A 23108-nucleotide genomic window follows, 5' to 3' on the forward strand; every position below is an offset into this window, starting at 1 on the left:
GCTCAGGCCACGGCCTTCTTGGCGCCCGAGAACGCGGCGAAGGCGCCGATGGCGAGGAACAGGAAGCTCATCGCGTCGAACGACTCCTTCCAGATCGTGACGACCAGGTCGGAGTACTCGGTGAGCACGCCGGTGAGGGTGACACTGGCCTCTGTGGCGTCCATGATCAACGCGACCCCGAACAGCTGACCAAGACAGACCGCGACGAGCGACAGCGCGCCGCTCACGATCGGCAGTACCGGGTTCGCGCCGCCGACCTTGCCCGCGGCGAAGCCGATGGCGAGGCCGACGCCGATCGCGGCGTAGCCGATCTCGCGCTCGGTGGCCTTGAGGATGAAGCCGTAGACGCCCGCGGTGACCAAGGCCACGACGACGGCGGTGACCACACCGAGAGCGATGTTGTCGCGGGCCGGGGCGGCGGGTGGCACCGGGGCCGGCTGCTGGGCGAACGGGTTGCCGTCGGTGGGCTGCGGCGGCGGGGTTGGCTGGGTCATGACAGAGATCCCCCCATGGGACTGTCGAACGAGCGGCGTGGGGTGTGCGCACGAGTGTGCGACGAGGCTCGACTGTCAGGCGAGTCGCCGAAGAGTAGCAGGCACACCGACCCTCGCCACCAGGCAATTTCGCCCTCAGATCCGATGTGCCGCCCCTGTCGGCGTGGCCCCCCGTGTGTCCAGCAGCAGCTGTGCCTTCACCGACAGGCCCTGGAGGTCGTACGTCCGGTGCTGCTGCAGCAGGATTGTCAGGTCCGCGTCGGCGGCGGCCTCGTAGAGGGAGTCCGCGCGGGGGACCGGGCGGTCGAGGACGTTCCAGGAGGGGACGTGGGGGTCGTGGTAGCTCACGGAGGCGCCCAGCTCCATCAGGCGGATCGCGATCTCCCGTGCGGGCGTGGCCTGTTGGTCGGCGAGGTCCGGCTTGTACGTCACGCCGAGGAGCAGGACGCGGGCGCCGCGCGCCGACTTGCCGTGCTCGTTGAGGAGGGCGGCGGCGCGCTGGACGACATAGCGCGGCATCTGGCTGTTGACCTGTTGGGCCAGTTCGACCATGCGCAGGGTGCGGCCGGTGGGGGCGCCGGTCAGGTCCTGGGGGACCGTGTGGCCGCCGACGCCGGGACCGGGGCGGAAGGACTGGAAGCCGAAGGGCTTGGTCTCCGCGCACCGGACGACGTCCCACAGGTCGACGCCCAGGTCGTGGCAGAGGACGGCCATCTCGTTGACGAGGGCGATGTTGACGTGGCGGTAGTTGGTCTCCAGGAGCTGGACCGTCTCCGCCTCCCGCGGGCCACGCGCGCGTACCACCTTGTCGGTGAGGCGTGAGTAGAAGGCGGCCGCCGACTCGGTGCAGGCGGGGGTCAGGCCGCCGATCACCTTGGGGGTGTTGGCGGGGGTGAAGTCGCGGTTGCCGGGGTCGACGCGGCTCGGGGAGTAGGCGAGGTGGAAGTCGCGGCCCGCGCGGAGGCCGGAGCCCGCTTCGAGGAGGGGGCGCAGGAGGTCCTCGGTGGTGCCCGGGGGGACCGGGGACTCCAGGATGACCGTGGTGTGCGGGCGCAGGTGGGCGGCCAGGGTGCGGGCCGCGGACTCCACCTGGGTGAGGTCGAGCCCGCCGTCCGCCCCGCGCGGGGTGGGCGCGCAGATGACCGCGGTGCGCACCCGGCCGAGTTCGGCGGGGGAGGTGGTCGGCCGGAAGCCCCCCGAGAGCATCCGGCGCAGTTCGGCGGGGCTGAGGGAGCCGGCCTCGGGGCCGGTGCGGTAACCGAGCGTGGGGATGCCGGCGGCGACGGCGGCCTGGGCCAGGGGCAGTCCGTAGGGGCCGAGTCCGATGACGGCGAGATCTGCGGGCATGGCGTTGGACCGTCCTTCCCAGTAGCCGAAGCGGGACAGGTGCGCAAGCCGTGTGGACTGGACGAGCGAGCGCAATGTCAGACTAAGAGTAAATCTGACCGAAATACGAGATTGATTCCTTGTGTCTTCCCGCGGGGTTCCTCAAGCTTTGGCCTACGACTTGTGGAAGTTGTCCACAGGCTGGGGGCGACTGGTGGCTGAAGTCGGGCAAGGCGGTCAGAATTTGGGCATGAGGGATACGGACCGGGTCACTCCTCACGGGTGAGACCGGCGTGACCGACAGCGGGAGGCAGCGGTGAGGACAGCGACACTGGGGCCGGCACAGCGAGCCGAGGCACTGGCATCCATGGCCGAGCGCGAGCTGGACCTACTGGTGGTGGGCGCCGGCGTGGTCGGTGCCGGGACCGCTCTCGACGCGGTGACGCGCGGGCTGTCCGTCGGCCTGGTCGAGGCACGTGACTGGGCGTCGGGCACCTCGAGCCGGTCGAGCAAGCTCATCCACGGAGGCCTGCGCTACCTGGAGATGCTCGACTTCGCCCTCGTCCGGGAGGCGTTGAAGGAGCGCGGATTGTTGTTGGAACGGCTCGCGCCGCATCTCGTGAAGCCGGTGCCGTTCCTGTACCCGCTCCAGCACAAGGGCTGGGAGCGGCTGTACGCAGGCTCCGGCGTCGCGCTCTACGACACCATGTCGATGGCCCGCGGGCATGGGCGAGGCCTGCCGATGCACCGGCACCTGAGCCGCCGTCACGCACTGCGCATCGCACCCGCCTTGAAGAAGGACGCCCTGGTCGGCGCCCTCCAGTACTACGACGCCCAGATGGACGACGCCCGCTTCGTGGCCACCCTGGTGCGCACAGCGGCGGCGTACGGCGCGCAGGTCGCCAACCGCGCCCGGGTGACCGGCTTCCTCCGCGAGGGCGAACGCGTCGTCGGCGCCCGGGTGCAGGACGTCGAGGCGGGCGGGGAGTACGAGGTCCGCGCCAAGCAGATCGTCAACGCCACGGGCGTGTGGACCGACGACACACAGGCCATGGTGGGCGAGCGGGGCCAGTTCCACGTACGGGCCTCCAAGGGCATCCACCTCGTCGTACCCAAGGACCGCATCCACGCGACGACCGGGCTGATCCTGCGCACCGAGAAGTCCGTGCTGTTCGTCATCCCGTGGGGCCGGCACTGGATCATCGGCACGACCGACACCGACTGGGACCTCGACAAGGCGCATCCCGCCGCGTCCAGCGCGGACATCGACTACCTGCTGGAACATGTGAACTCGGTGCTCGCCGTGCCGCTCACGCGCGACGACGTCGAGGGCGTGTACGCCGGTCTGCGGCCCTTGCTGGCCGGGGAGTCGGACGCCACCAGCAAGCTGTCCCGCGAGCACACCGTGGCGCATCCCGTGCCGGGGCTCGTGGTCGTGGCGGGCGGCAAGTACACGACGTACCGGGTCATGGCCAAGGACGCCGTGGACGAAGCCGTGCACGCGCTCGATCTGCGGGTCGCCGAGTGCGTCACCGAGGACGTGCCGCTGCTGGGCGCCGAGGGATACCGGGCGCTGTGGAACGCGCGAGCGCGGATCGCCGCCCGGACAGGGCTGCACGTGGTGCGGGTGGAGCATCTGCTGAACCGATTCGGTTCGCTGGCGGAGGAGGTCCTGGATCTCATCGCGGCGGACGCCTCACTCGGGGAGCCGCTGCCGGCGGCCGAGGACTATCTGCGCGCCGAGGTCGTGTACGCCGCCTCGCACGAGGGGGCGCGGCATCTGGACGACGTGCTGACCCGGCGGACGCGGATCTCCATCGAGACCTTCGACCGGGGGACGCGGAGCGCGCGGGAGGCCGCCGAGTTGATGGCGCCGGTGCTGGGCTGGGACAAGGACCACATCGAGCGGGAGATCCAGCACTACGAGAAGCGGGTCGAGGCGGAGCGGGAGTCGCAGCGGCAGCCCGACGACCTGACGGCCGACGCGGCTCGGTTGGGGGCGCCGGACATCGCGCCGCTGTAGGGCTCCCGCACGGCATCGGATCCCGGTTCGACGTCACTCGAACGAGTGTCGCGAGCCGGGATCTTCGTTCGGAACCCGCTCGTTCTACGAGGTGCGGGGGCAGAACTCGGCGGCGAGCAGGGCCGGTTCGAGGTCGGGATCTGCGATCGCGGTCGTGTTCACGCGGAAGGTGAGGACGCGACGGCCGTCGACGGTGGCCGCGGTGCGCACATAACTGCCGGAGATCCGGCCGTTGTGCCCCCACACCGTCGTGCCGCACGGCAGCTTCAGCGGGAACAGCCCCATGCCGTACAGGCCGTGTGCGGCGCGGGAGTCGCGCATCTCGCGCAGCCGGCGCGGGGGCAGCAGTTCACCGCCGAGCAGCGCCGCGTAGAAGCGGTCCAGGTCGGCGAGCGTGGTCACCAACTCACCGGCGGCCCCGGCGACCCGCGGATCCAGATCGGTGACATCCGATCCGTCGGCGTCGTAGGCGCGGCCGTGCGGGGTGGGGAGCGAGGTGCGGGATCCAGGGAAGGAGGTGTTCGCCAGACCCAGCGGGGCGATGATGCGGCGCTCGGCCTCGGTTGCGTAGGAGTGGCCGGTGACCTGTGCGATGACCATGCCGAGCAGGACGTAGTTGGTGTTCGAATAGGAGTAGCGGCCCGGGTCGGCCGGAGGGTGGGTGAGTGCGATCCGTATGGCTTGAAGAGGGGAGAGGGGGACCAGGCCCTGGGTGTCCGTGGTGAAGTCGTTCAGGCCGCTGGTGTGGGTGAGCAGGGCGCGCAGGGTGACCGTGCGGCCGTCGTTGCCGGCTCCGCGGACCAGGCCGGGCAGATGCCGCTCCACGGTGTCGGACAGAGACAGCCGGTGTTCTTCGGCCAGTTGGAGGACGACCGTCGCGAGGAAGGTCTTCGTGATGCTGCCGGCGCGGAAGTGGTCGGCGCGGGCGATGCCCTGTCCTGCCTCGGCGTAGCGGGTGCCGGTCTCCTCGCGGGCCAGCAGGGCGGCGGCGGGGGCTCCGTCCGCGCTGACCAGCAGCGGGAGGATCGCGTCCGTCGGGGGTGTGGTGGGTGCGGAGGAGGCGGCCGGGGCCAGGGCGAGGAGCGCGAGGGACACAGGTACGGCCAGTAGTGTCCGGAACGGCGGCATTGTGGTCCCTCCCTTGTCGCGGATCGTCATGGGTGGCTCATCTGGCGGGGCTTCTTGTGTGGCGGGGCCCTTCTTGTGGGGCGTCCCCTCAGTGGGCTCCTTGTGCAGGGCTCCTTGTGCAGGTCTCCTTGTGCAGGGCTCCTCATGCGGTGGTTCCTTGTGCCGAGGTCATCATGCGGGGGCCTCGTTCGGCGGCCCGCCGTGTGGTGGTTCCTTGTGCAGTGGTTTCTCGTGCGGTGGTTTCTCGTGCGGCGATCGGTCCTGCGGCGGTTCCTTGTGTGCGGCCCATCATGCAGGGTGGCTGAATCCGGCCTTCCGGCGGTCTTCGGGTGGGGCGGGCTTCGTGGTGCGGGCTTCGTGGTGCGGGGCGTGTGGTCGTCACCCTGGTGTGAGGGTCCGTGGCGCGCCGTGTTCATGGGGGTGCGGGTGTTCGGTCCTCATGGCGGGCGGCTGGTCCGCAGGGGCACCCTGGGCGTCGGGCACTTGTCGGGTGAGGGACAATGGAGGCTCTGTCAGGGCGGGTTGTATGAGGGGACGCATGTCGGAGGCGGAGCGGGCGGGGGCATCCCGTCAGGGCAAGAGCGAACGTCTCCTCGCCGGGCGGTACCGGTTGGGAGCAGTGCTCGGCCGCGGCGGCATGGGCACGGTGTGGCGTGCCGAGGACGAGACCCTGGGTCGGATCGTCGCGGTGAAGGAGCTGAGGTTCCCCTCCAATATCGACGAGGAGGAGAAGCGGCGGCTGATCACGCGGACGTTGCGTGAGGCCAAGGCGATCGCGCGGATCCGGAACAACAGCGCGGTGACCGTCTTCGACGTGGTCGAGGAGGACGACCGGCCGTGGATCGTGATGGAGCTCGTCGAGGGCAAGTCGCTCGCCGAGGCCATCCGGGAGGACGGCCTGCTGGAGCCGAAGCGTGCGGCGGAAGTCGGGCTCGCGGTGCTCGACGTGCTGCGTTCGGCGCACCGTGAGGGCATCCTGCACCGGGACGTGAAGCCGTCCAACGTGCTGATCTCCGAGGACGGCCGGGTCGTGCTCACCGACTTCGGCATCGCCCAGGTGGAGGGCGACCCGTCCATCACCTCGACCGGCATGCTGGTCGGCGCCCCCTCCTACATCTCCCCGGAGCGCGCCCGCGGGCACAAGCCGGGTCCGGCCGCTGACCTGTGGTCGCTGGGCGGGCTGCTGTACGCGTCGGTCGAGGGGGTGCCGCCGTACGACAAGGGCTCGGCGATCGCCACTCTGACCGCGGTGATGACCGAGCCGCTGGAGGAGCCGAAGAACGCGGGTCCGCTGAAGGACGTCATCTACGGTCTCCTCACCAAGGATCCCGAGAAGCGGCTCGACGACGCCGGTGCGCGCGTGATGCTCAACGCGGTGATCCACGCGCCCGAGCCCAAGGAAGAGCCGGATCCGGCGCCGGACGCGACGAAGGTCGTGCCGTTGCCTCCGCAGCCCGACCGGGGTGAGGGCGGGGAGCGGTTGCGCGGGGCGTTCCGTTCCGTGCGGAAGGCGGCCGTGGCCGCGGGGGCGGCCGGTACGGCGGCTGCGGCTCGGGCCAAGTCCGGGAGCGGGACGGACACTTCGGGCTCGTCCGGTACCTCGGGTTCGTCCGGCGCCTCGGGTTCGCCTGGTGGTGCGGCGGCTTCGGGGCCGGGCGCTGCGGGGACGGGTGCGCAGGCGCAGCCGGCTTCTTCGTCCGGGACGGCTGTCTCGGGGTCCGGCAGTGTGGGTGTCACCGGTGCCGGTGCCGTTGGGTCCGGTGCTGGTGCGGGATCGGGATCCGGGGGCAACGCGGCTGGTGGGGGGCGGAGTTCGGGGTGGCCCGTGATGACGCCGCCGGCGGATCTGCCGCCGCGGCCCGTGCCGAGGGCGCCGCTCACCGATGTGGTGCCGAAGCGGACCCTGGTGATCATCGCGGTGGTCGTGGTGCTCGCTGTGGTCGCGGTCGTGCTGGCCATAGCGTTGAGCGGTGACGGCGACTCCTCCACGAGTTCGTCGGGCGGCGGTGCCAAGGCTTCCGCCAGTGCGAGCGCGAGTGCCTCCACCAAGGAGGACGAGAGCGGCGGCGCCCAGACGGACGGCAAGGCGACCGAGTCCGCGGGGTCCGGCGCGGCGGCCGAGACGACGCCGAGCAACAGCCCGACCGCGACCGGCGGTAGCGAGGGCGGCGGTTCCGCGAAGGGCGACAGCACGGCGGAGACGACGTACAAGGGTGGTCAGGGGTACTCGATCGGGCTGCCCAAGGGGTGGAAGTTCCAGACGTCGAGTTCGGCGGGGGATCGTTTCACCGGCCCTGACGGGCAGAAGCTGTTGGTGGCCTGGACGTCCACGCCGAAGGGTGACCCGGTGGCGGACTGGAAGAGCCAGGAGCAGTACATGACGCGTTCCCAGTACGACCGGGTCCGAATAGCGAAGGTGAACTACCGGGGCTGGCCGGCGGCCGACTGGGAGTTCACCTATGTCGAGGGAGGGACGAAGTACCGGACGATCGACCGGGGGTTCGTCGTCGACGACCATCTCGGATATGCCCTGATGTACACCGCGAAAGCGGCCAATTGGGGCAGTGAGCTGCGCAAGGACACCTGGCAGACCCTCGCGCAGACATTCGAACCGAAATCGTGAAGTGACCCGACCCGCGTTTGAGGCGTGAGATCTGGCATCCCCTCTTTGCGGGTTGCCTCCGGCACGTATCGTGAAGGCTTGCGGACCGTACGCATCCAACTATGGGCGGAACGGCACGCAGGGCGAACGGAATTGACCGATCCGGAGTGCCGGGGGAGGCAACGTGGACGACTATGCGGGACGGGTACTCGCCGACCGCTACCGCCTGCCACTGCCGCCCTCCGACGAGTACGAACTGACCGAGACCCGGGCCTTCGACACCTACAGCGGTCAGGAAGTCCTCGTCCGGCAGGTGCCGTTGCCCGAGGTCGTCGAGGCGGAGGTGCTCGACGCGGAGGGGCTGCCCGACGGTTTCACCGCAAGGGACCCGAGGGACCGGGGAGTTCGGCGGTCCGCGGCGCGTACGAGCACACGGCGGCCCACCGATCCGGCCGTCCGGCGGGCCGTCGAGGCCGCGCAGGCCGCCGCATCGATACCCGACCATCCCCGGCTCGACCAGGTCTTCGACGTGTTCGCCGAGGGCGGGTCGCTGTGGATAGTGAGCGAGTTGGTGGCCGCGCGGCCACTGGCGGCGCTGCTGGCGGAGAAGCCGCTGACGCCGTACCGGGCGGCCGAGGTCGCCTCCGACGTCCTCATGGCCCTGCGGGTGCTGCATGCGCACGGCTGGGTGCACCGGAACATCACCGCCCGCACGGTCCTCGTCTGCGACGACGGCCGTGTGATGCTGACCGGCCTCGCGGTCGGGGCGGCGGAGGAGGCACTGTGCGGGTACGACCCGGTGCCGGCCGAGGAGGGCGACCGGGAGTTCGGTGACCGGCGCGGGCCGGATGGCGCCGGCGGTCCGGTGAGCGGTGGAGCGAGCGGTCTCGGCGGTGCCGCCGCCCAGGCGAGTGCCGTCGACCCCGAGGCCGCGCGGCGGGCCGCCATCGAGGCGCGGGAGGCCGGTGGGCTGCCGGGGCTCGGCGGGGATGCGGCGAACGGTACGGGTGCGTCGTCGGCCGCGATCGAGCGCAGGGCCGTGGAGACCGGCGGGGACGTCCGGGCCGCGCGCGCCGGGGCGATCGCCGCGTATCGCGCGGGCGCCCGGGCCGCCGCCCGGGTCCAGGAAGCACAGCAGAACGGCCGCGCGGCCCTGCCCGGAGCCCGGCCGACGCCCGAGGGCGACCCCGCGACGATGGCCAAGGGACCGACATCGCCGTACCACTCGGGCAGCGGTGGGCTTCAGGCGCCGTACGCCATGGGCAACGGCGTCGAGCTTCCGCCGGGCGGCGAGGGCCAGTCGGGGTACGGCCCCGGCCACGGCGTTTCCCTTCCGCCGGGTGCCGCTCCCCTCGGTGATGCGGTGCAGCCCGGCCGTGGCGATCAGCCCCGTTCCGGCGGCACGCCCCAGGGGCAGATAGCCGATCCGTACGGTGTGCGGGCCGACTGGCAGGGGGCCGTGCCGCGTGGTGGAGCCGCGGGTACGGCACTGCCGGCGGCAGGACATGAACGTAGCGCCGCTCTTCCGCCCGGAGGGCCCAACCCCGCGCCCGCCCCCAGCCGTTGGGACGAGCTCGCCGCCGCGGCCCCCGTCCCCCGCGGCCCCGCCACCGCGCTCGCCGCCGAGCGGGCGCGGCAGGCCAGGATGGCCGTGGTCGGACCGGTGACCGAGCGGTGGGCGCCGGAGCAGGCCGGGCCGGTGCACGAGAACTGGCAGTTGGCCGCGCCGATCGGGCCTGCCACCGACCTGTGGGCGCTCGGGGCGCTGCTCTTCAGGGCCGTACAGGGGCACGCGCCCTACCCGGAGGAGTCGACGGCCGAGCTGGTGCAGATGGTGTGCGCCGAGCCGCCCGCCTTCGCCGAGGAGTGCGGGCCGCTGCGGCCGGTCGTGGAGTCGCTGCTGCGCCAGGACCCCACCGAGCGGCTGGACTTCGAGGAGGTTCGGGGCTGGCTGCGGTCGCTGGTGCGGTCCGCGCCCGAGCCCGACGCCGGCGCGTACGTCGTCGCCGCGCCGCCCCTCGACTCCACGCGGCTGCCCGTCGTACGACGGCGGGGCGAGCTGGTGCGCCGACGGCGCGCCGGGCTGCCCGCGACCAGTGCGCACGGACGGCACAAGCGGGCCAAGCAGGGCAAGCAGGAGCCGGCGCGTTCGCCGCGGCGGCTCGGGCGTACGTTGCTTCTGCTGGTCCTGCTGCTGATGGCCGCGGTGATCGCGTACGCCATGCTGTTCATGCCCAAGGCCGCCGACTCGACGGGCGGCGCGGGCGACACCGACCGGACCGGTTCGGCCGGCGAGGTCAGCGAGGCGCCTGCCAGCAGTGAGCCGCGGCCCGACCAGAACTCCCCGAAGGCCAGCCCTTCCGAGTCCGCGGAGCCCCAGACCACCAGCCCGGATGTCGCCGACGGCTTCACTCTGCGTACGGACTCCGCCGGGTTCCGTGTCGCCGTCGCGAGCGGCTGGGACCACACGCCCAAGAACGGCCGCGGTCAGGTCGTGTACGCGCACGGCGACTTCGACCTGATCGTCGTACCCGGAAGGGACAGCGCCGACGAGTACGGCGAGGACCCCATGGCGTACCAGCGGGAGGACGAGCGCGAGCTGCAGCCGTACCGCGACTCCAGCTGGGCCAGCGCCAGCGGGCTGAAGACGATCCAGGTGGGTGGGCGGACCATGGCCGAGGGGCAGTTCACCTGGACCGACGACGCGGGGCGCGAGCTGTTCGTGCGCAATCTCGCGATGCTCGTCGACGGGAAGTACCACGTGGTGCAGGTGCGCGGGCCGGAGGCCGAGCGGGACGAGGTGACGCGGCTGTTCGAGCAGGCGTCGGCGACGTACGAGGTCACCGGCTGAGCGGTGCCCGGTCACGTCGGGTGACGGTTGCTTCCGGCAGTCGAAAGCGACAACTGTCACAACCGCGAAACCTTGGCACCCCCGTGGTTCCCCGCACCCGGCCCGGTCCCTAATCTGACCCTGTCAAGAACATTGCGGGGCAACGTGAATCAGATGCAAGGCCTGCTTCTCGCGGGTCGTTACCGGCTTGCCGACACCATCGGCAGCGGCGGTATGGGCCGTGTGTGGCGTGCGCATGACGAAGTGCTGCACCGGGCCGTCGCCATCAAAGAGCTGACCGCTGCCCTGTACGTGTCCGAGAGCGACCAGGAGCGGCTGCTCCACCGCACCCGCGCCGAGGCCCGCGCGGCCGCCCGGATCAACCACTCCGCCGTCGTCACCGTGCACGACGTGCTCGATCATGACGCCCGCCCGTGGATCGTGATGGAGCTGATCGAGGGGCGTTCGCTGGCCGACGCGGTCAAGGCGCAGGGGCGTGTCGAGCCCGCCGAGGCGGCCAGGATCGGGCTGTGGGTGCTGCGTGCGCTGCGCGCCGCGCACTCCGCCGGGGTGCTGCACCGCGATGTGAAGCCCGGCAACGTCCTCCTCTCCCAGGACGGCCGCGTCCTGCTGACCGACTTCGGTATCGCGCAGATCGAGGGCGATACGACGATCACCCGCACCGGAGAGGTCGTCGGCTCCGTCGACTACCTCGCCCCCGAGCGGGTCCGTGGTCATGATCCGGGCCCGGCCTCCGACCTCTGGGCGCTCGGCGCGACGCTGTACACGGCGGTGGAGGGCCGGTCGCCGTTCCGCCGCACCTCGCCGATCGGCACGATGCAGGCGGTCGTCGAGGAGCAGCCCGCCGAGCCGGTCAACGCCGGGGCGCTGGGTCCTGTCCTCGCCGCGCTGCTGCGCAAGGATCCGGCCGAGCGGCCGAGCGCCGCGGAGGCCGAGCTGATGCTTGCCGAGGCGGCGGAGGGGCGGTCGTCGGCTGCGGCGCAGGCGTATGTCTCCACGGGGCATGTGCGGTACGAGCCGTCGCACACGACGGGGGCCGGTACCCATGCGCAGACGGCCGCCGCCACCCCCTATCCGCCGGCCACGATCGGTGCCCCGGCCCCTCCCGCCCCGCGCAAGCGGCACCGCCTGCGTACGTTCGCCCTGGTCGTCGCCCTCGCGGCGATCGTCGGCGGGGGTGTGGCGGTCGCGTTGCAGCAGTTCGGCACGGACAGCACCGGGTACTCCGCTTCTGCATCGCCGACTCCGAGTGCCACGCCGAGCGGCGAGGGTGGTCAGGGGGCGATTCCCGCCGGTTGGGAGCGGCGCAACGACCCGGTGGGCTTCAGCATCTCCCTGCCCAAGGGGTGGCAGCGGACCGTCTCCATCGACCAGGACGGCCTCCAGCAGGTCGACTACTCGCCCGACAACGGCAAGCACCTAGTGCGGGTCGCCGTCGACACCGCGCCGGACTTCAGCAGCTCGTACGAGCACATGAGGAACCTCGAGGAGCGGATCTCAGGGCTTCAGAAATACGAGCGGCTGAGCCTCAAGCAGGAGCTCTTCCGCGACCTGCCGGGTGCCCGCTGGGAGTACACCTGGAACGCGCTGGCCAAGGACTCGCCGCACTACTTCCCCGGGCCCTACCGTGCGATCGACGTCGGGTACATGAACGGTGAAGGCACCGAGTACGCCATTTACGCGGCCTCGCCGGCCGACGACTGGGCCACTACGAGGAAGCAGTTCGACTCGATCCTGCGGGGCTTTCAGGAAGGGTGAGAAAGCCCCGGCATCTTCTGCAGGCGACCGCCACCTGAGCGCCGATGCAGTGGAGGGGGCTCCGCCACTGGCCGCGCTTTTGTGATTCACAGGACAGCGCGATTCCGGCCACCCTGTTTACCTTTTATGGGGCTTATGGCCTGGCGAATTGCCATGCCTTGCAGTCATTTCAAAACCGGCCATGGTTGAAAATGATCAGGACGGAGAGGGGTCGGCAGCGTACTTGGCCGGTCAGCGCCGCGGAAGGAGGGCGTCCGGCGCGGCATCATGGGGCGCATGGGGACCCCGGGGGACAACTTCCGTGTCATAGCGGGCCGTTATCGCCTGGAGGTCAGGATCGGGCGGGGCGGCATGGGCGTCGTGTGGCGGGCGACCGATCTGCTGCTGGGGCGGCGGGTGGCGGTCAAGGAGATCTCCCTCGACGAGACGCTGTCCGAGGCCGAGGCCCGGTGGCAGCGTGACCGGACCCTGCGCGAGGCGCGGGCCGTCGCACAGCTCAGGCACCCGCACATCATCGTCGTCCATGACATCGTCGAGCAGGACGAACGGCCTTACCTCGTCATGGAGTTGATCGACGGCGGCTCCCTCGCCGACCGGATCGCCGTGCACGGGCCGGTGGTGCCCGCCGAGGCCGCCCGGATCGGCGTCGATCTGCTCGGCGCCTTGCGCGCGGCCCACGCGGCCGGGGTCCTGCACCGGGACATCAAGCCCGCGAACGTCCTGATGGAGGCCGGCACCGGCCGGGTCGTCCTCACCGACTTCGGCGTCGCGCAGGTCGCGGGCGCCACCACGCTCACCGAGACCGGGTCCTTCGTCGGCTCCCCCGAGTACACCGCGCCGGAGCGGATGTCGGGGGTCGGGACCGGGCCCGCGTCGGACCTGTGGTCGGTGGGCGCGCTGCTGTGCACGGCGCTGAGCGGTGAATCGCCGTTCCGGCGCGACTCGTTGAGCGGCATCCTGCACGCGGTCCTCGCGGGGGAGATACGGCTGCCCGCGCAGGCCGCGCCGATCCTGCCCGTCGTACGAGGGCTGCTGGAGCGCGATCCGGCACGCCGGCTGGACGCGGAGTCGGCCGAGCGGATGCTGCGGGCCTTTCTGGAGACGGGGCGCCTGCCGGTCGCCGAGCGGCGTTCCCTGCGGGGTGTGCTGACGGCCGTGGCGCTGGTCGCCGCGATGGCGGGGGCGGGGGTCTCGGGGGCGGCGCTGATCATGCATCAGGAGGGCGGCGGGGGTGAGCCGTCGCCGTCGCCCACGTCGGTCAGTGGCTCGGCCGGTTCGAGTCCGACGGTGACGCCTTCCGTGACGCCCTCCGCGGCGCCCTCTGTGACGAAACCTTCCTTCACTGAGTCCGAGGCTCCATAGCGAGCTCACATAAAAGGGAGATAAGCGACCTCCTGAGTCACGGGTCTGTGACCGCAACGCCCTCTGAGTGGATTCGGACGCGGCTGGCGCGATATGAACGGACCCATGAGCAGCAACGGGGGAGCCCCTTACGGGTCCGACGAGCCAACGAGTTTTGGTCTGCAACCGCCGAACCCGCCCGCGGCCGTGCCGCACCCGGACAACCCGTACGCGGCGCCCACCCAGGTCGTACCGCACCAGACGGCACCCTCCGCGCCCGAACCGGAGCCGGGTACCGGCCGGTTGATCGGTGGTCGTTACCGTCTGCTCGCCAAGCTCGGGCACGGCGGCATGGGGACGGTCTGGCGCGCCAAGGACGAGACGGTGGACCGTGAGGTCGCCGTCAAGGAGCCCCGCGTACCCGATCATCTTCCCGACCGCGAACGCGCCAACGCGTTCGAGCGCATGCGTCGCGAGGCGCGTGCCGCGGCCCGGCTCGACCATCCCGCCGTCGTGAACGTGCATGACGTCGCCGTCGTCGACGGCCAGCCGTGGATCGTCATGGAGCTGGTGCGGGGCCGTTCGCTGGGCGACGCGTTGCAGGAGGGCACCCTCGGGGCGCGGGAAGCGGCCAGAATCGGCCTCGAAGTGCTCGGCGCGCTGGAGGCCGCGCACGCGGCGGGCATCCTGCACCGGGACGTCAAGCCGGACAACGTGCTGCTCGGCCGCCATGACCGCGTCGTCCTCACGGACTTCGGCATCGCCCAGATCGAGGGCGAGACCAATCTGACCGACACCGGCGGCTTCGTCGGCTCGCCCGAGTACATCGCGCCGGAGCGGGTGCTGGGGCAGCGGCCGGGACCGGCGTCGGACCTGTGGTCGCTCGGTGTCGTCCTGTACGCGGCCACCGAGGGCGTCTCGCCGTTCCGCCGGAGCAACACGCCGGCCACGCTCCAGTCGGTCCTCAACGCCACGCCGGCCGCTCCGGCCTCCGCCTCGGGTCCGCTGGCCGACGTCATCACCGGCCTCCTCCAGAAGGACCCGGCGCGTCGCCCGAACGCGGTCCAGGTGCGGGCGCTGCTGGAGACGGCCGCCAACCCGCCGGCGCCGGCGGCGACGCAGGTCGTGCAGCTCGCCGAGGGGGCTCCGAAGGGCGGTGTGCGGCTGGGCCGCAAGTCGCTGATCGGGCTCGGTGCCGCGGTCGTCGCGGCCGCGGTGGCGGCGTATCTGGTGGTCGCGGACCCGTTCGCCGGGCCGTTGCCGGACGGCTGGACGACGAAGAAGGTGAAGGACGTCGCCGCGACGCTGGCGGTGCCCCACAAGTACCAGGCGGAAGTGCCCGACCGGAAGACGGACGAGGCGCACTGGGTCACGTACACCGACTACAGCGGCAGCATCTGGATCGGGCTGAGGCTCGACAGGAAGGCCGAGGACTCGGGCAACACCATCGCGGGCTCGGCGGCCGCCGAGATGTACGAGGACGACAAGAAGTTCAAGGAGAACGGCGAGTACGAGCTCAGCATGCCGGAGGACCCGAAGACGGACACCGACGACGAGGTCACGTACCAGGGGAAGCAAGCCGCCAAGAACACGATCAAGTACACCACCGACGACAGCCAGAACCCCCGCCCCCGTGAGATGCAGATCTTCTACTACAAGACCTCCAAGGGCGACATGTACAAGCTCACCATCAGCTACCCCGGCGATGGCGACTTCACGAAGCGCGGGCAAGAGGTGGCGAGGACGACGATCGCGAACCTCGACGTCGACGTGCTCTGACCCGCGTCGACAAGCAACCGCCCCACAAGGTACTGATGGGGCATGAGCAACGACCGGGGCGGCACCAGCCCGAAGGGCCGACTGATAGGCGGCCGTTACCGCCTGGCCGAGCGCATCGGGTCGGGCGGCATGGGCACCGTCTGGCGGGCGCACGACGAGCTGGTGGACCGCGAAGTCGCCGTGAAGCAGCCGAGGTTGCCCGGTGACCCGGAGGACGAGGCCCATCAGCGGGCCTCTCACCGGCTCTACCGGGAGGCCCGTGCCGCCGCCCGGGTCGACCATCCCGCCGCCGTGTCGATCCATGACGTGGTGGTCGAGGACGGACTGCCGTGGATCGTCATGGAGTTGGTGCGCGGGGAGTCCCTGCACGAGGTGCTCCGGCGTGGCCCGGTCGCCCCGGCCGAGACCGCCCGGATCGGCCTGGCCGTCCTCGGCGCCCTGCGAGCCGCCCACGCCGTCGGGATCGTGCACCGCGATGTGAAGCCCGCCAACGTGCTGCTCGGCCCGCACGGCCGGGTCGTCCTCACCGACTTCGGCATCGCGCATGTCCAGGGCGAGGAATCCCTCACCGTCAGCGGCGAGTTCGTCGGCTCCATCGACTTCGTCGCCCCCGAGCGGATGTCCGGGCGGGGTGCCGGCCCGCCCTCGGATCTGTGGTCCCTGGGCGTCCTGCTGTACGCCGCCGTGGAGGGCGAACCGCCTTTCCGGCGTACGACGCTGGAGTCCACCCTCGCCGCGATCCTCTCCTTCGACCCGCCCGAGCCCAAGCGGGCCGGTCCACTGAGCCCCTTGATCAGCGGGCTGCTGGGGAAGGACCCCGATCTGCGGCCGGACGCCGAGGAGGCCGCCAAGATCCTGGAGGCGGCGGCTGAGGGGTGGCCGGTGCCACCGCTGCCCGCCACGCAGTCCCCCCAAGTGCCCGACCGAATAACGGAGTTGGGCGAGGACTCCGGAACCGTACGCCTGCGGGGACCGCAACCCGAGCCCGAACCGAAGCAGCCGGACACCACCGTCGTACCGACGACGTCGCCGCGGAAGCCCCACCTCCTGCGCCGTCCCCTCCCGGCCGCCCTGCTCGGTGTCGCCCTCGCCAGTGGCGCCTGGCTCGGCACGTCCTATTTTCTCGCCGACCCCGAGCCCGAGACCTACGAGGTCGCCGAGCCGACGTACACCTCGGCCCCCCTCGCGCCCGCCACTACCGACATCGCCGACGAGCCCTGGGACAAGCACCCCGAGAAGGCCATGAAGGCCACGCTCGCCGTCCCGAGCCGGTACGGGGAGACCCATCGGCAGGGCAGCGCCACCGACCAGCCGCGGATGGTGATCTACGGGGAGGGCGGCATCGACCTCCGCCTCAGCCTGTGGGACCAGCCCAGCACCACAGCCATGGGCCGGGCGTACCAGCAGAAGAGGTCCTGGGCGGCGCACGCGGAGGCCGAGACCCGGCTCACGGAGACCAGCTTCGGGGGCGAGTACGCCGTACAGGCCGACACCACCTACGACGACGAGGGCGACGACCCGACCCGGGTCATGCAGCTGTCCGTCGTGACCGACGACGGCCGTCTCTACGAGCTCCGGGTCGACATGCCGAAGGGGACGGCGGCCGAGAAGGAGGGCATGGCGCTCTTCAAGGCGGCCCGTGACCGGCTCGTGATCGAAAATGCGTGAGCGGCCGGTGATCGACACCGAACAACGCGCTGATCAGCGGCTTTTGCGCCAGTGATCACTGGCGGCGTGTGAGTACTCGGTGAATCCCGATTACCGACGGGTACCCAAAGCCCCCGCTCCGGCATACCCTGCGCGTCATGACGGACTCGAAGGCTTCGGCTCAGGCCACCAACCCCCTCGCCCCCGCCCCTGAGGGCGCCCGGACCGCCGCCGACGTGGTCACCCCGGAGCTGGTCGCCCAGCTCACCAAGGGTGTGGTCGGCTCCGGTCGCACCGCCAACCACACGCCGTTCACCGGTGAGAAGCTGGCCGACCTGCCCGAGTCGACGCCGCAGGACGTGGAGAAGGCCTACGCGGCGGCCCGCAAGGCGCAGGCCGTGTGGGAGCGGACGCCCGTACGGCAGCGCGCGGCCGTGCTGCTCCGCTTCCACGACCTGGTGCTCGCGCGCCAGGCCGAGGTCCTCGACCTGATCCAGCTGGAGACCGGCAAGGCCCGTCTGCACGCCCACGAGGAGGTGCAGGCCGTCGCGGTCGCCGCCCGCCACTACGGCCGCAGGGCGCCCTCCTATCTGCGGCCCAAGCGGCACGCGGGCGCCATGCCGACCCTCACCAAGGTCACCGAGCTGCGCCACCCGCGGGGCGTGGTCGGCCAGATCGCCCCCTGGAACTACCCCCTGGAGCTGTCCGTCGGCGACGCGCTCCCCGCCTTCGTGGCGGGCAACGCGGTCGTGATGAAGCCGGACACCGAGACCTGCCTGACCGCCCTGTGGGCGCGTGACCTGCTGATCGAGGCCGGGCTGCCCGCCGACGTCTTCCAGGTCGTCCTCGGCGAGGGCCCCGTCGTCGGCCCCGAGGTCGTCCGGCACGCCGACTACGTCTCCTTCACCGGCTCCACCCGCACCGGCCGCGAGGTCGCCCAGGGCGCCGCCGCCCGCCTCGTCGGCGTCTCGCTCGAACTCGGCGGCAAGAACGCGATGCTGGTACTGGAGGACGCCGACATCGAGAAGGCGGCGGCGGGCGCGGTCCGTGCCTGCTTCTCCTCCGCCGGCCAACTCTGCATCTCCATCGAGCGGTTGTACGTCCACGAGTCGGTCGCCGACGCCTTCCTTGAGCGCTTCGCCGCCCGCACCAAGGCCATGCGGCTCGGCAGGTCCCTCGCCTACGGCGCCGACATGGGCTCCCTCGTCGGCGAGCGCCAGCTGGAGACCGTCACCCGGCATGTCGAGGAGGCCGTCTCCAAGGGCGCCAAGGTCGTCGCCGGCGGTGTCGCCCGCCCGGACATCGGCCCGTACTTCTTCGAGCCGACGATCCTGGACGGCGTGACCGAGCCCATGGCGATCTGCGCCGAGGAGACCTTCGGCCCGGTCGTCTCCATCTACCGCTTCAAGACCGACGACGAGGCCGTCGCGCAGGCCAACTCCACGTCGTACGGCCTCAATTCCTCGGTCTGGACGAAGGACGCCAAGCGCGGCCGCGAGGTCGCCTCCCGGCTGCGCACCGGCACGGTGAACGTCAACGAGGGCTACGCACCCGCCTACGGCAGCGTCCAGTCCCCGATGGGCGGCATGAAGGACTCCGGCCTCGGCCGCCGCCATGGCTCCGAGGGCATCCTCAAGTACACGGAGGCCCAGACGGTGGCCCAGCAGCGGCTGCTGCCGATGGCGCCGTCGCTGGGGATGAGCGACGAGGCGTACGCCCAGTTCATGAGCCGCAGCCTGCGCCTCATGAAGGCGTTCCGGTTCCGCTAGTACCGACCCGCACTGCACGCTCAAAGGAGAGAACGCACGTGCCTCAGGACGCTTACGACTACGACGTGATCGTCGTCGGATCCGGCTTCGGCGGATCCGTCACCGCCCTCCGCCTCACCGAAAAGGGCTACCGCGTAGGCGTCCTGGAGGCCGGCCGCCGCTTCACCCCGGGCACCCTCCCCAAGAACTCCTGGGACATCAAGAACTACCTCTGGGCCCCCAGGCTCGGCATGTACGGGCTCCAGCGCATCCATCTGCTGGGCAACGTGATGGTGCTCGCGGGCGCGGGCGTCGGCGGTGGTTCCCTGAACTACGCCAACACCCTCTACGTACCGCCGAAGCCGTTCTTCGAGGACCCGCAGTGGCGTGACATCACGGACTGGGAAGAGGAGTTGAAGCCGTACTACGACCAGGCGCAGCGCATGCTCGGCGTACGGCTCAACCCGACGATGACCCCGTCCGACGTCCATCTGAAGGCGGCGGCCCAGCGGATGGGTGTCGGTGACACCTTCCACATGGCGCCCGTCGGCGTGTTCTTCGGCGACGGCCAGGACGCCGACGGCACGGGGAAGGCGAAACCCGGCGAGCGGGTCGCGGACCCGTACTTCGGTGGCGCGGGACCGGACCGCAAGGCGTGCACCGAGTGCGGTGAGTGCATGACCGGCTGCCGTCACGGCGCGAAGAACACCCTCAACGAGAACTACCTCTACCTCGCCGAGAAGGCGGGCGCGGTCGTGTTCCCCATGACGACGGTCGTCTCGGTCACGGACGACTCGCAGGGCGGGTACGCGATCGCCACCCTGCCGACGGACCAGAAGCGCAAGGGCAAGGGCCGCACCTTCAAGGCCCGCCGTGTCGTCCTCGCCGCCGGCACCTACGGGACCCAGACCCTGCTGCACCGCATGAAGGCGGGCGGCCAACTGCCGCACCTCTCCGAGAAGCTGGGCGAGCTGACCCGCACCAACTCCGAGGCACTGGTCGGCGCGCAGACCAGCGACCGGCGCTACCGCAAGGCGACCGGCGACAAGAGGGCCGACTTCACCCAGGGCGTCGCCATCACCTCGTCCATCCACCCGGACGCGAACACCCACATCGAGCCGGTCCGCTACGGCAAGGGCTCCAACTCGATGGGCGGCCTGTCCATCCTCCAGGTCCCCTACACCGAGGGCTCGTCGCGGGTCCTGGGCTGGGTGGCGAACGCGGCCCGGCATCCCGTGCTGGTGCTGCGCTCCCTCTCCAACCGCCGCTGGTCGGAGCGGACCATCATCGGCCTGGTGATGCAGTCGCTGGACAACTCCCTGACGACGTATCTGAAGCCGGACGGTGTGGGGAAGGGCCTGCTCACCGCCCGTCAGGGCCACGGAGCCCCCAACCCCAAGCAGATCAGGGCCGCTTCGGAGGGCGCGTCGGCGATCGCGGCCGAGATCAACGGCTTCGCGGGCTCCAACGTCGGCGAGCTGATGGGCACCCCGCTCACCGCCCACTTCCTCGGCGGCTGCCCCATCGGCGCCACCGCCGAGGACGGTGTGATCGACCCGTACCACCGCCTCTACGGCCACCCCGGTATCTCGGTCGTCGACGGCGCCGCGGTCTCGGCGAACCTCGGGGTGAACCCGTCCCTGACGATCACCGCACAGGCCGAGCGGGCGATGTCGTTCTGGCCCAACAAGGGCGAGGCGGACCCGCGTCCGGCGCAGGGAGCGGCGTACGAACGTCTGAAGCCGGTCGAGCCGCAGACGGCGGCGGTACCGGCGGAGGCGTTCGGGGCGCTGCGGCTGCCCTTCCTGGGGATGCCGGCGGTGCCGCCGAAGAAGTAGCCCCGCCGTAGCCCCTCCGCACATGAAGAGAAGGACCTGCGCCCCCCTCCGAGCGCAGGTCCTTCTCTTTGTCTTGCGGGCTTACGGCCAGGCCTTAGCCCTCCGCACCGACCTTGCGGCGACGCATCGCGAAGACGGCGCCGGCACCGGCGACGATCGCGACACCGCCGACGAGACCGATGGTCGGCAGGGCCGAGCTGGAGCCGGTGTCCGCGAGGTTGCCAGTCGGCAGCTCGGAGACGTCACCCTGCGGCTTCTTCACCGAGTCCTTGGAGCCGTTGTCGCTCGGGTCGGCCGTGCCCGGGTTCGGGTTGGGCGTGCCGGCCTTCAGGACCTCGAAGTCGTACTGGGCCCAGCCCTCGGCGATGCAGTCCTGGCCGTCGATGTTGTCCAGGTAGGCGCCGGAGCCGAAGGAGTAGGCGTCGCCGGCCGGGGCCTTGGAGCCGATGCTGACGCGCAGGTCGACCGACTTGGTCTTGCCGGCCTTCAGCGAGTCGACGTAGAAGAAGTAGTCGCCGGCCCATTCCTCGGAGCCGATGCGGTCCCAGGTGCCGGTCTCGGTGTTCTTGAACTCCAGGTCGACGTACGGGCTCAGGAACTTCGCCTCGTCGATCTCGTAGTTCTCGATCTCGGCGTAGAACGCGACGCCGTCGACCGTGGTGCCGGAGTCGTTGGTGACGACCAGCTTGAAGTTGTGGAAGCCGTCACCGGCGACGATCTTGCCGGGCAGGCCCTTGATGTCCGCGGACACCTTGGCGTCCGCGAAGTCCTCGTCGACGTCCTCGCAGTAGGGGACGTCCGGGTCGGTCGGCTCCTCGCTCGGCTCGGCCGAGTCGGAGGGCTCGGGCTCGTCCGACTCGGTGGCCGTGGCGGTGGCCGTCGCGGTGTCGGTCGCCGTGGCGGTGGCGGTGGCCGTCGCCGTGTCGGTCGGGAGCGCGGTGTCGGTGGGCAGCGCGGTGTCCGTCGGGGTCGGCTCGGCCGTGTCGGTCGGCTCGTCCGTCGGCGTGGTGGTGACCGTCTCGGTGGGAGTCGGAGTCGTCTCGTCCGCGAACGCGACAGGCGCGGACAGCAGCGCGAGCGGGGCTATGACAGCCGTCGCGGCCGCTGCGGCCATGGCACGGCGAAGCTTCATGAAAGACCTCAGGAAGTCCGGTGTGCTGCGTGTCGCAGCACGTGAGTGGGGCTTGGTGGGCCCCGCCTGTGGGGTGCGGGTGTGGCCCGTGGTTCGCCTGGTTTGATTCGCGAAGCCTGTGAATGGTTGCCCCCGCATTCACAGAAACCTTATGTGGCCTGAGTCACATTCGGATTGCGCTTGTGAAAGTGCTTTCTCAGCCCATAGAACTGCCGTCGTGTCTGACAAGCCGTCCGAGGACTCCTCCTCGGCCCCCGAAGTCCCCGACGACGTCTGGGAACAGTTCACGCGCGCCAACGAGCGGGAGGCTCCGAAGGAGCCCTCCGCGCGCGCCCGCATGGTGACCGAGCGCCTGCGGCAGCAGGAGGCCCGCGGTGAGACACCCGAGAGCTGGCGTCCGGGTCCGCCGGTGCAGGAGAGGAAGCGCGGCCGGCGGGTGTGGACGGTCCTCGGTCTGCTCCTCGCCCTCGTCGTGGCCGTCGTGGCGCTGAAGCCGTCGCTGCTGCCGGGCGACCCCTTCGGTAGCGGGACCTCCGACTCCGCCGCCGAGTCACCGCTCCCCGAGGAGACTGCGGCCCCGACCGCCCCGCCCTCCGCCGCGGCCCCCGCGACACCCACCCTGGACGATCCGTTCGCCGGCTCCCCGGCCAAGCGCTGGGCCGACGGCAAGGCCGGCATCCTGGCACCGAAAGCGGAAGCGGTCGGCGGAAGGTCGAAGGCGGAGGTCGCCCAGGCCCTTCAGCTGACCAGGGAACTGCTGATCTCCTCGAACCTCGACCCGGCGACACTGCGCGGCGAGCGCCCCGAGGCGGCGCTGGACATAGTGGACCCGAAGCAGAAGGACGTCCTCTCGGGGCTGAAGACCGCCCTGAGCAAGCCGGACGAGAAGCACGACCCGCTCTCGATGTTCACCCGCTTCGACCCGGACGAGGTCCGGCCGGTCGGCGACGTCGTGAAGGTCCGCGGCCGGATGACGTTCAAGGCGGGCGAGGGCACCGCCGTCGCCGTCCACGCCGACTACACCTTCGTCTACCCGGTGGTCCGCGCCGACGGCTCGCCCGAGGTGACCCGCACCATCGTCCGCCGCGTCCTCGACCTCGAACTCTCCGACCCGGCCAGGTACGACGTCACACCCGGCAAGCTCACCGTCCTGCGGCACGACCGGGACGCCGGCAACTCGGCCTGTGACGCCCACGACGGCTGGTTCCACCCGCAGTTCCCCTCGGACGCCCCGACGAGCGCGCCCCCCTCGGGCCCGACGTCGGACCCGTACGACCGCAGCAAGGGCATCAGTCAGGGTCAGGACTGCGGGACGGTCTCGCGCGTCTGACGCACGGCGGTCGAGGTGTGGAGGGCCGAGGCACGACGAAGGGCCCCGCGGGACGGAGCCGCGGGGCCCATTTTTCGTCAGCACCGGCGTCAGGGCAGCACCGGTGCCTGG

At 71.1% G+C, this 23108-nt stretch carries 14 protein-coding genes; 10 read left to right on the top strand and 4 right to left on the bottom strand.

What is annotated here, in order from left to right; genetic code table 11:
* Positions 1–2: 2 nt before the first annotated feature.
* On the bottom strand, positions 3–494 hold the full coding sequence (locus OHU89_RS30290) for a hypothetical protein (protein WP_405647488.1): 492 nt from the start codon (positions 492–494) through the stop codon (positions 3–5).
* A 135-nt stretch (positions 495–629) separates the two neighbouring features.
* On the bottom strand, positions 630–1841 hold the full coding sequence (locus OHU89_RS30295) for a nucleotide sugar dehydrogenase (protein WP_405647491.1): 1212 nt from the start codon (positions 1839–1841) through the stop codon (positions 630–632).
* 295 nt (positions 1842–2136) lie between these two features.
* On the opposite strand from OHU89_RS30295, the gene OHU89_RS30300 reads away from it, so the two are divergent.
* Positions 2137–3843: a glycerol-3-phosphate dehydrogenase/oxidase gene (locus OHU89_RS30300; RefSeq protein WP_266888907.1), complete on the top strand. Its 1707-nt coding sequence runs from the start codon at positions 2137–2139 to the stop codon at positions 3841–3843.
* Positions 3844–3927: 84 nt separating this feature from the next.
* Here OHU89_RS30300 and OHU89_RS30305 read toward each other — a convergent pair whose 3' ends face one another.
* Positions 3928–4971 (bottom strand): serine hydrolase domain-containing protein, encoded by a 1044-nt coding sequence (locus OHU89_RS30305; protein ID WP_405654709.1) that lies wholly within the window; start codon positions 4969–4971, stop codon positions 3928–3930.
* A 538-nt stretch (positions 4972–5509) separates the two neighbouring features.
* Between OHU89_RS30305 and OHU89_RS30310 the strand changes: the two genes are divergently transcribed.
* The 8 genes from OHU89_RS30310 to OHU89_RS30345 all read left to right on the top strand — a co-directional run bounded on the left by OHU89_RS30310 (position 5510) and on the right by OHU89_RS30345 (position 20535).
* Positions 5510–7594, top strand: coding sequence for a protein kinase domain-containing protein (locus OHU89_RS30310; protein WP_405647495.1), 2085 nt, complete (start codon positions 5510–5512; stop codon positions 7592–7594).
* A 163-nt stretch (positions 7595–7757) separates the two neighbouring features.
* Positions 7758–10424 carry a protein kinase gene (locus tag OHU89_RS30315; RefSeq protein WP_405647498.1) on the top strand — a complete coding sequence of 889 codons (2667 nt, stop codon included), beginning with the start codon at positions 7758–7760 and terminating at the stop codon, positions 10422–10424.
* Positions 10425–10577: 153 nt separating this feature from the next.
* Entirely contained in the window at positions 10578–12182 is a 1605-nt protein-coding gene (locus tag OHU89_RS30320) for a serine/threonine-protein kinase (protein ID WP_405647501.1), read from the top strand.
* Positions 12183–12458: 276 nt separating this feature from the next.
* On the top strand, positions 12459–13544 hold the full coding sequence (locus tag OHU89_RS30325; RefSeq protein WP_405647504.1) for a serine/threonine-protein kinase: 1086 nt from the start codon (positions 12459–12461) through the stop codon (positions 13542–13544).
* A gap of 105 nt (positions 13545–13649) precedes the next feature.
* Positions 13650–15302: a serine/threonine-protein kinase gene (locus tag OHU89_RS30330; protein ID WP_405647507.1), complete on the top strand. Its 1653-nt coding sequence runs from the start codon at positions 13650–13652 to the stop codon at positions 15300–15302.
* A gap of 42 nt (positions 15303–15344) precedes the next feature.
* Entirely contained in the window at positions 15345–16970 is a 1626-nt protein-coding gene (locus tag OHU89_RS30335) for a serine/threonine-protein kinase (protein ID WP_405647510.1), read from the top strand.
* A 137-nt stretch (positions 16971–17107) separates the two neighbouring features.
* Positions 17108–18718, top strand: coding sequence for a succinic semialdehyde dehydrogenase (locus tag OHU89_RS30340; RefSeq protein WP_405647513.1), 1611 nt, complete (start codon positions 17108–17110; stop codon positions 18716–18718).
* Positions 18719–18756: 38 nt separating this feature from the next.
* Positions 18757–20535 carry a GMC family oxidoreductase N-terminal domain-containing protein gene (locus OHU89_RS30345; protein WP_405647515.1) on the top strand — a complete coding sequence of 593 codons (1779 nt, stop codon included), beginning with the start codon at positions 18757–18759 and terminating at the stop codon, positions 20533–20535.
* A gap of 94 nt (positions 20536–20629) precedes the next feature.
* On the opposite strand, the gene OHU89_RS30350 is transcribed toward OHU89_RS30345, so the two are convergent.
* Positions 20630–21667 carry an LPXTG cell wall anchor domain-containing protein gene (locus OHU89_RS30350; protein ID WP_405647517.1) on the bottom strand — a complete coding sequence of 346 codons (1038 nt, stop codon included), beginning with the start codon at positions 21665–21667 and terminating at the stop codon, positions 20630–20632.
* A gap of 217 nt (positions 21668–21884) precedes the next feature.
* Here OHU89_RS30350 and OHU89_RS30355 point away from each other — a divergent pair, with 217 nt between their 5' ends.
* The gene (locus tag OHU89_RS30355) at positions 21885–22997 is read left to right on the top strand and encodes a hypothetical protein (protein WP_405647519.1); all 1113 of its coding nucleotides are present in this window, start codon (positions 21885–21887) and stop codon (positions 22995–22997) included.
* Positions 22998–23108 lie beyond the last annotated feature (111 nt).

The sequence above is a fragment of the Streptomyces sp. NBC_00019 genome (genome assembly GCF_045041015.1).
GTDB lineage: Bacteria > Actinomycetota > Actinomycetes > Streptomycetales > Streptomycetaceae > Streptomyces.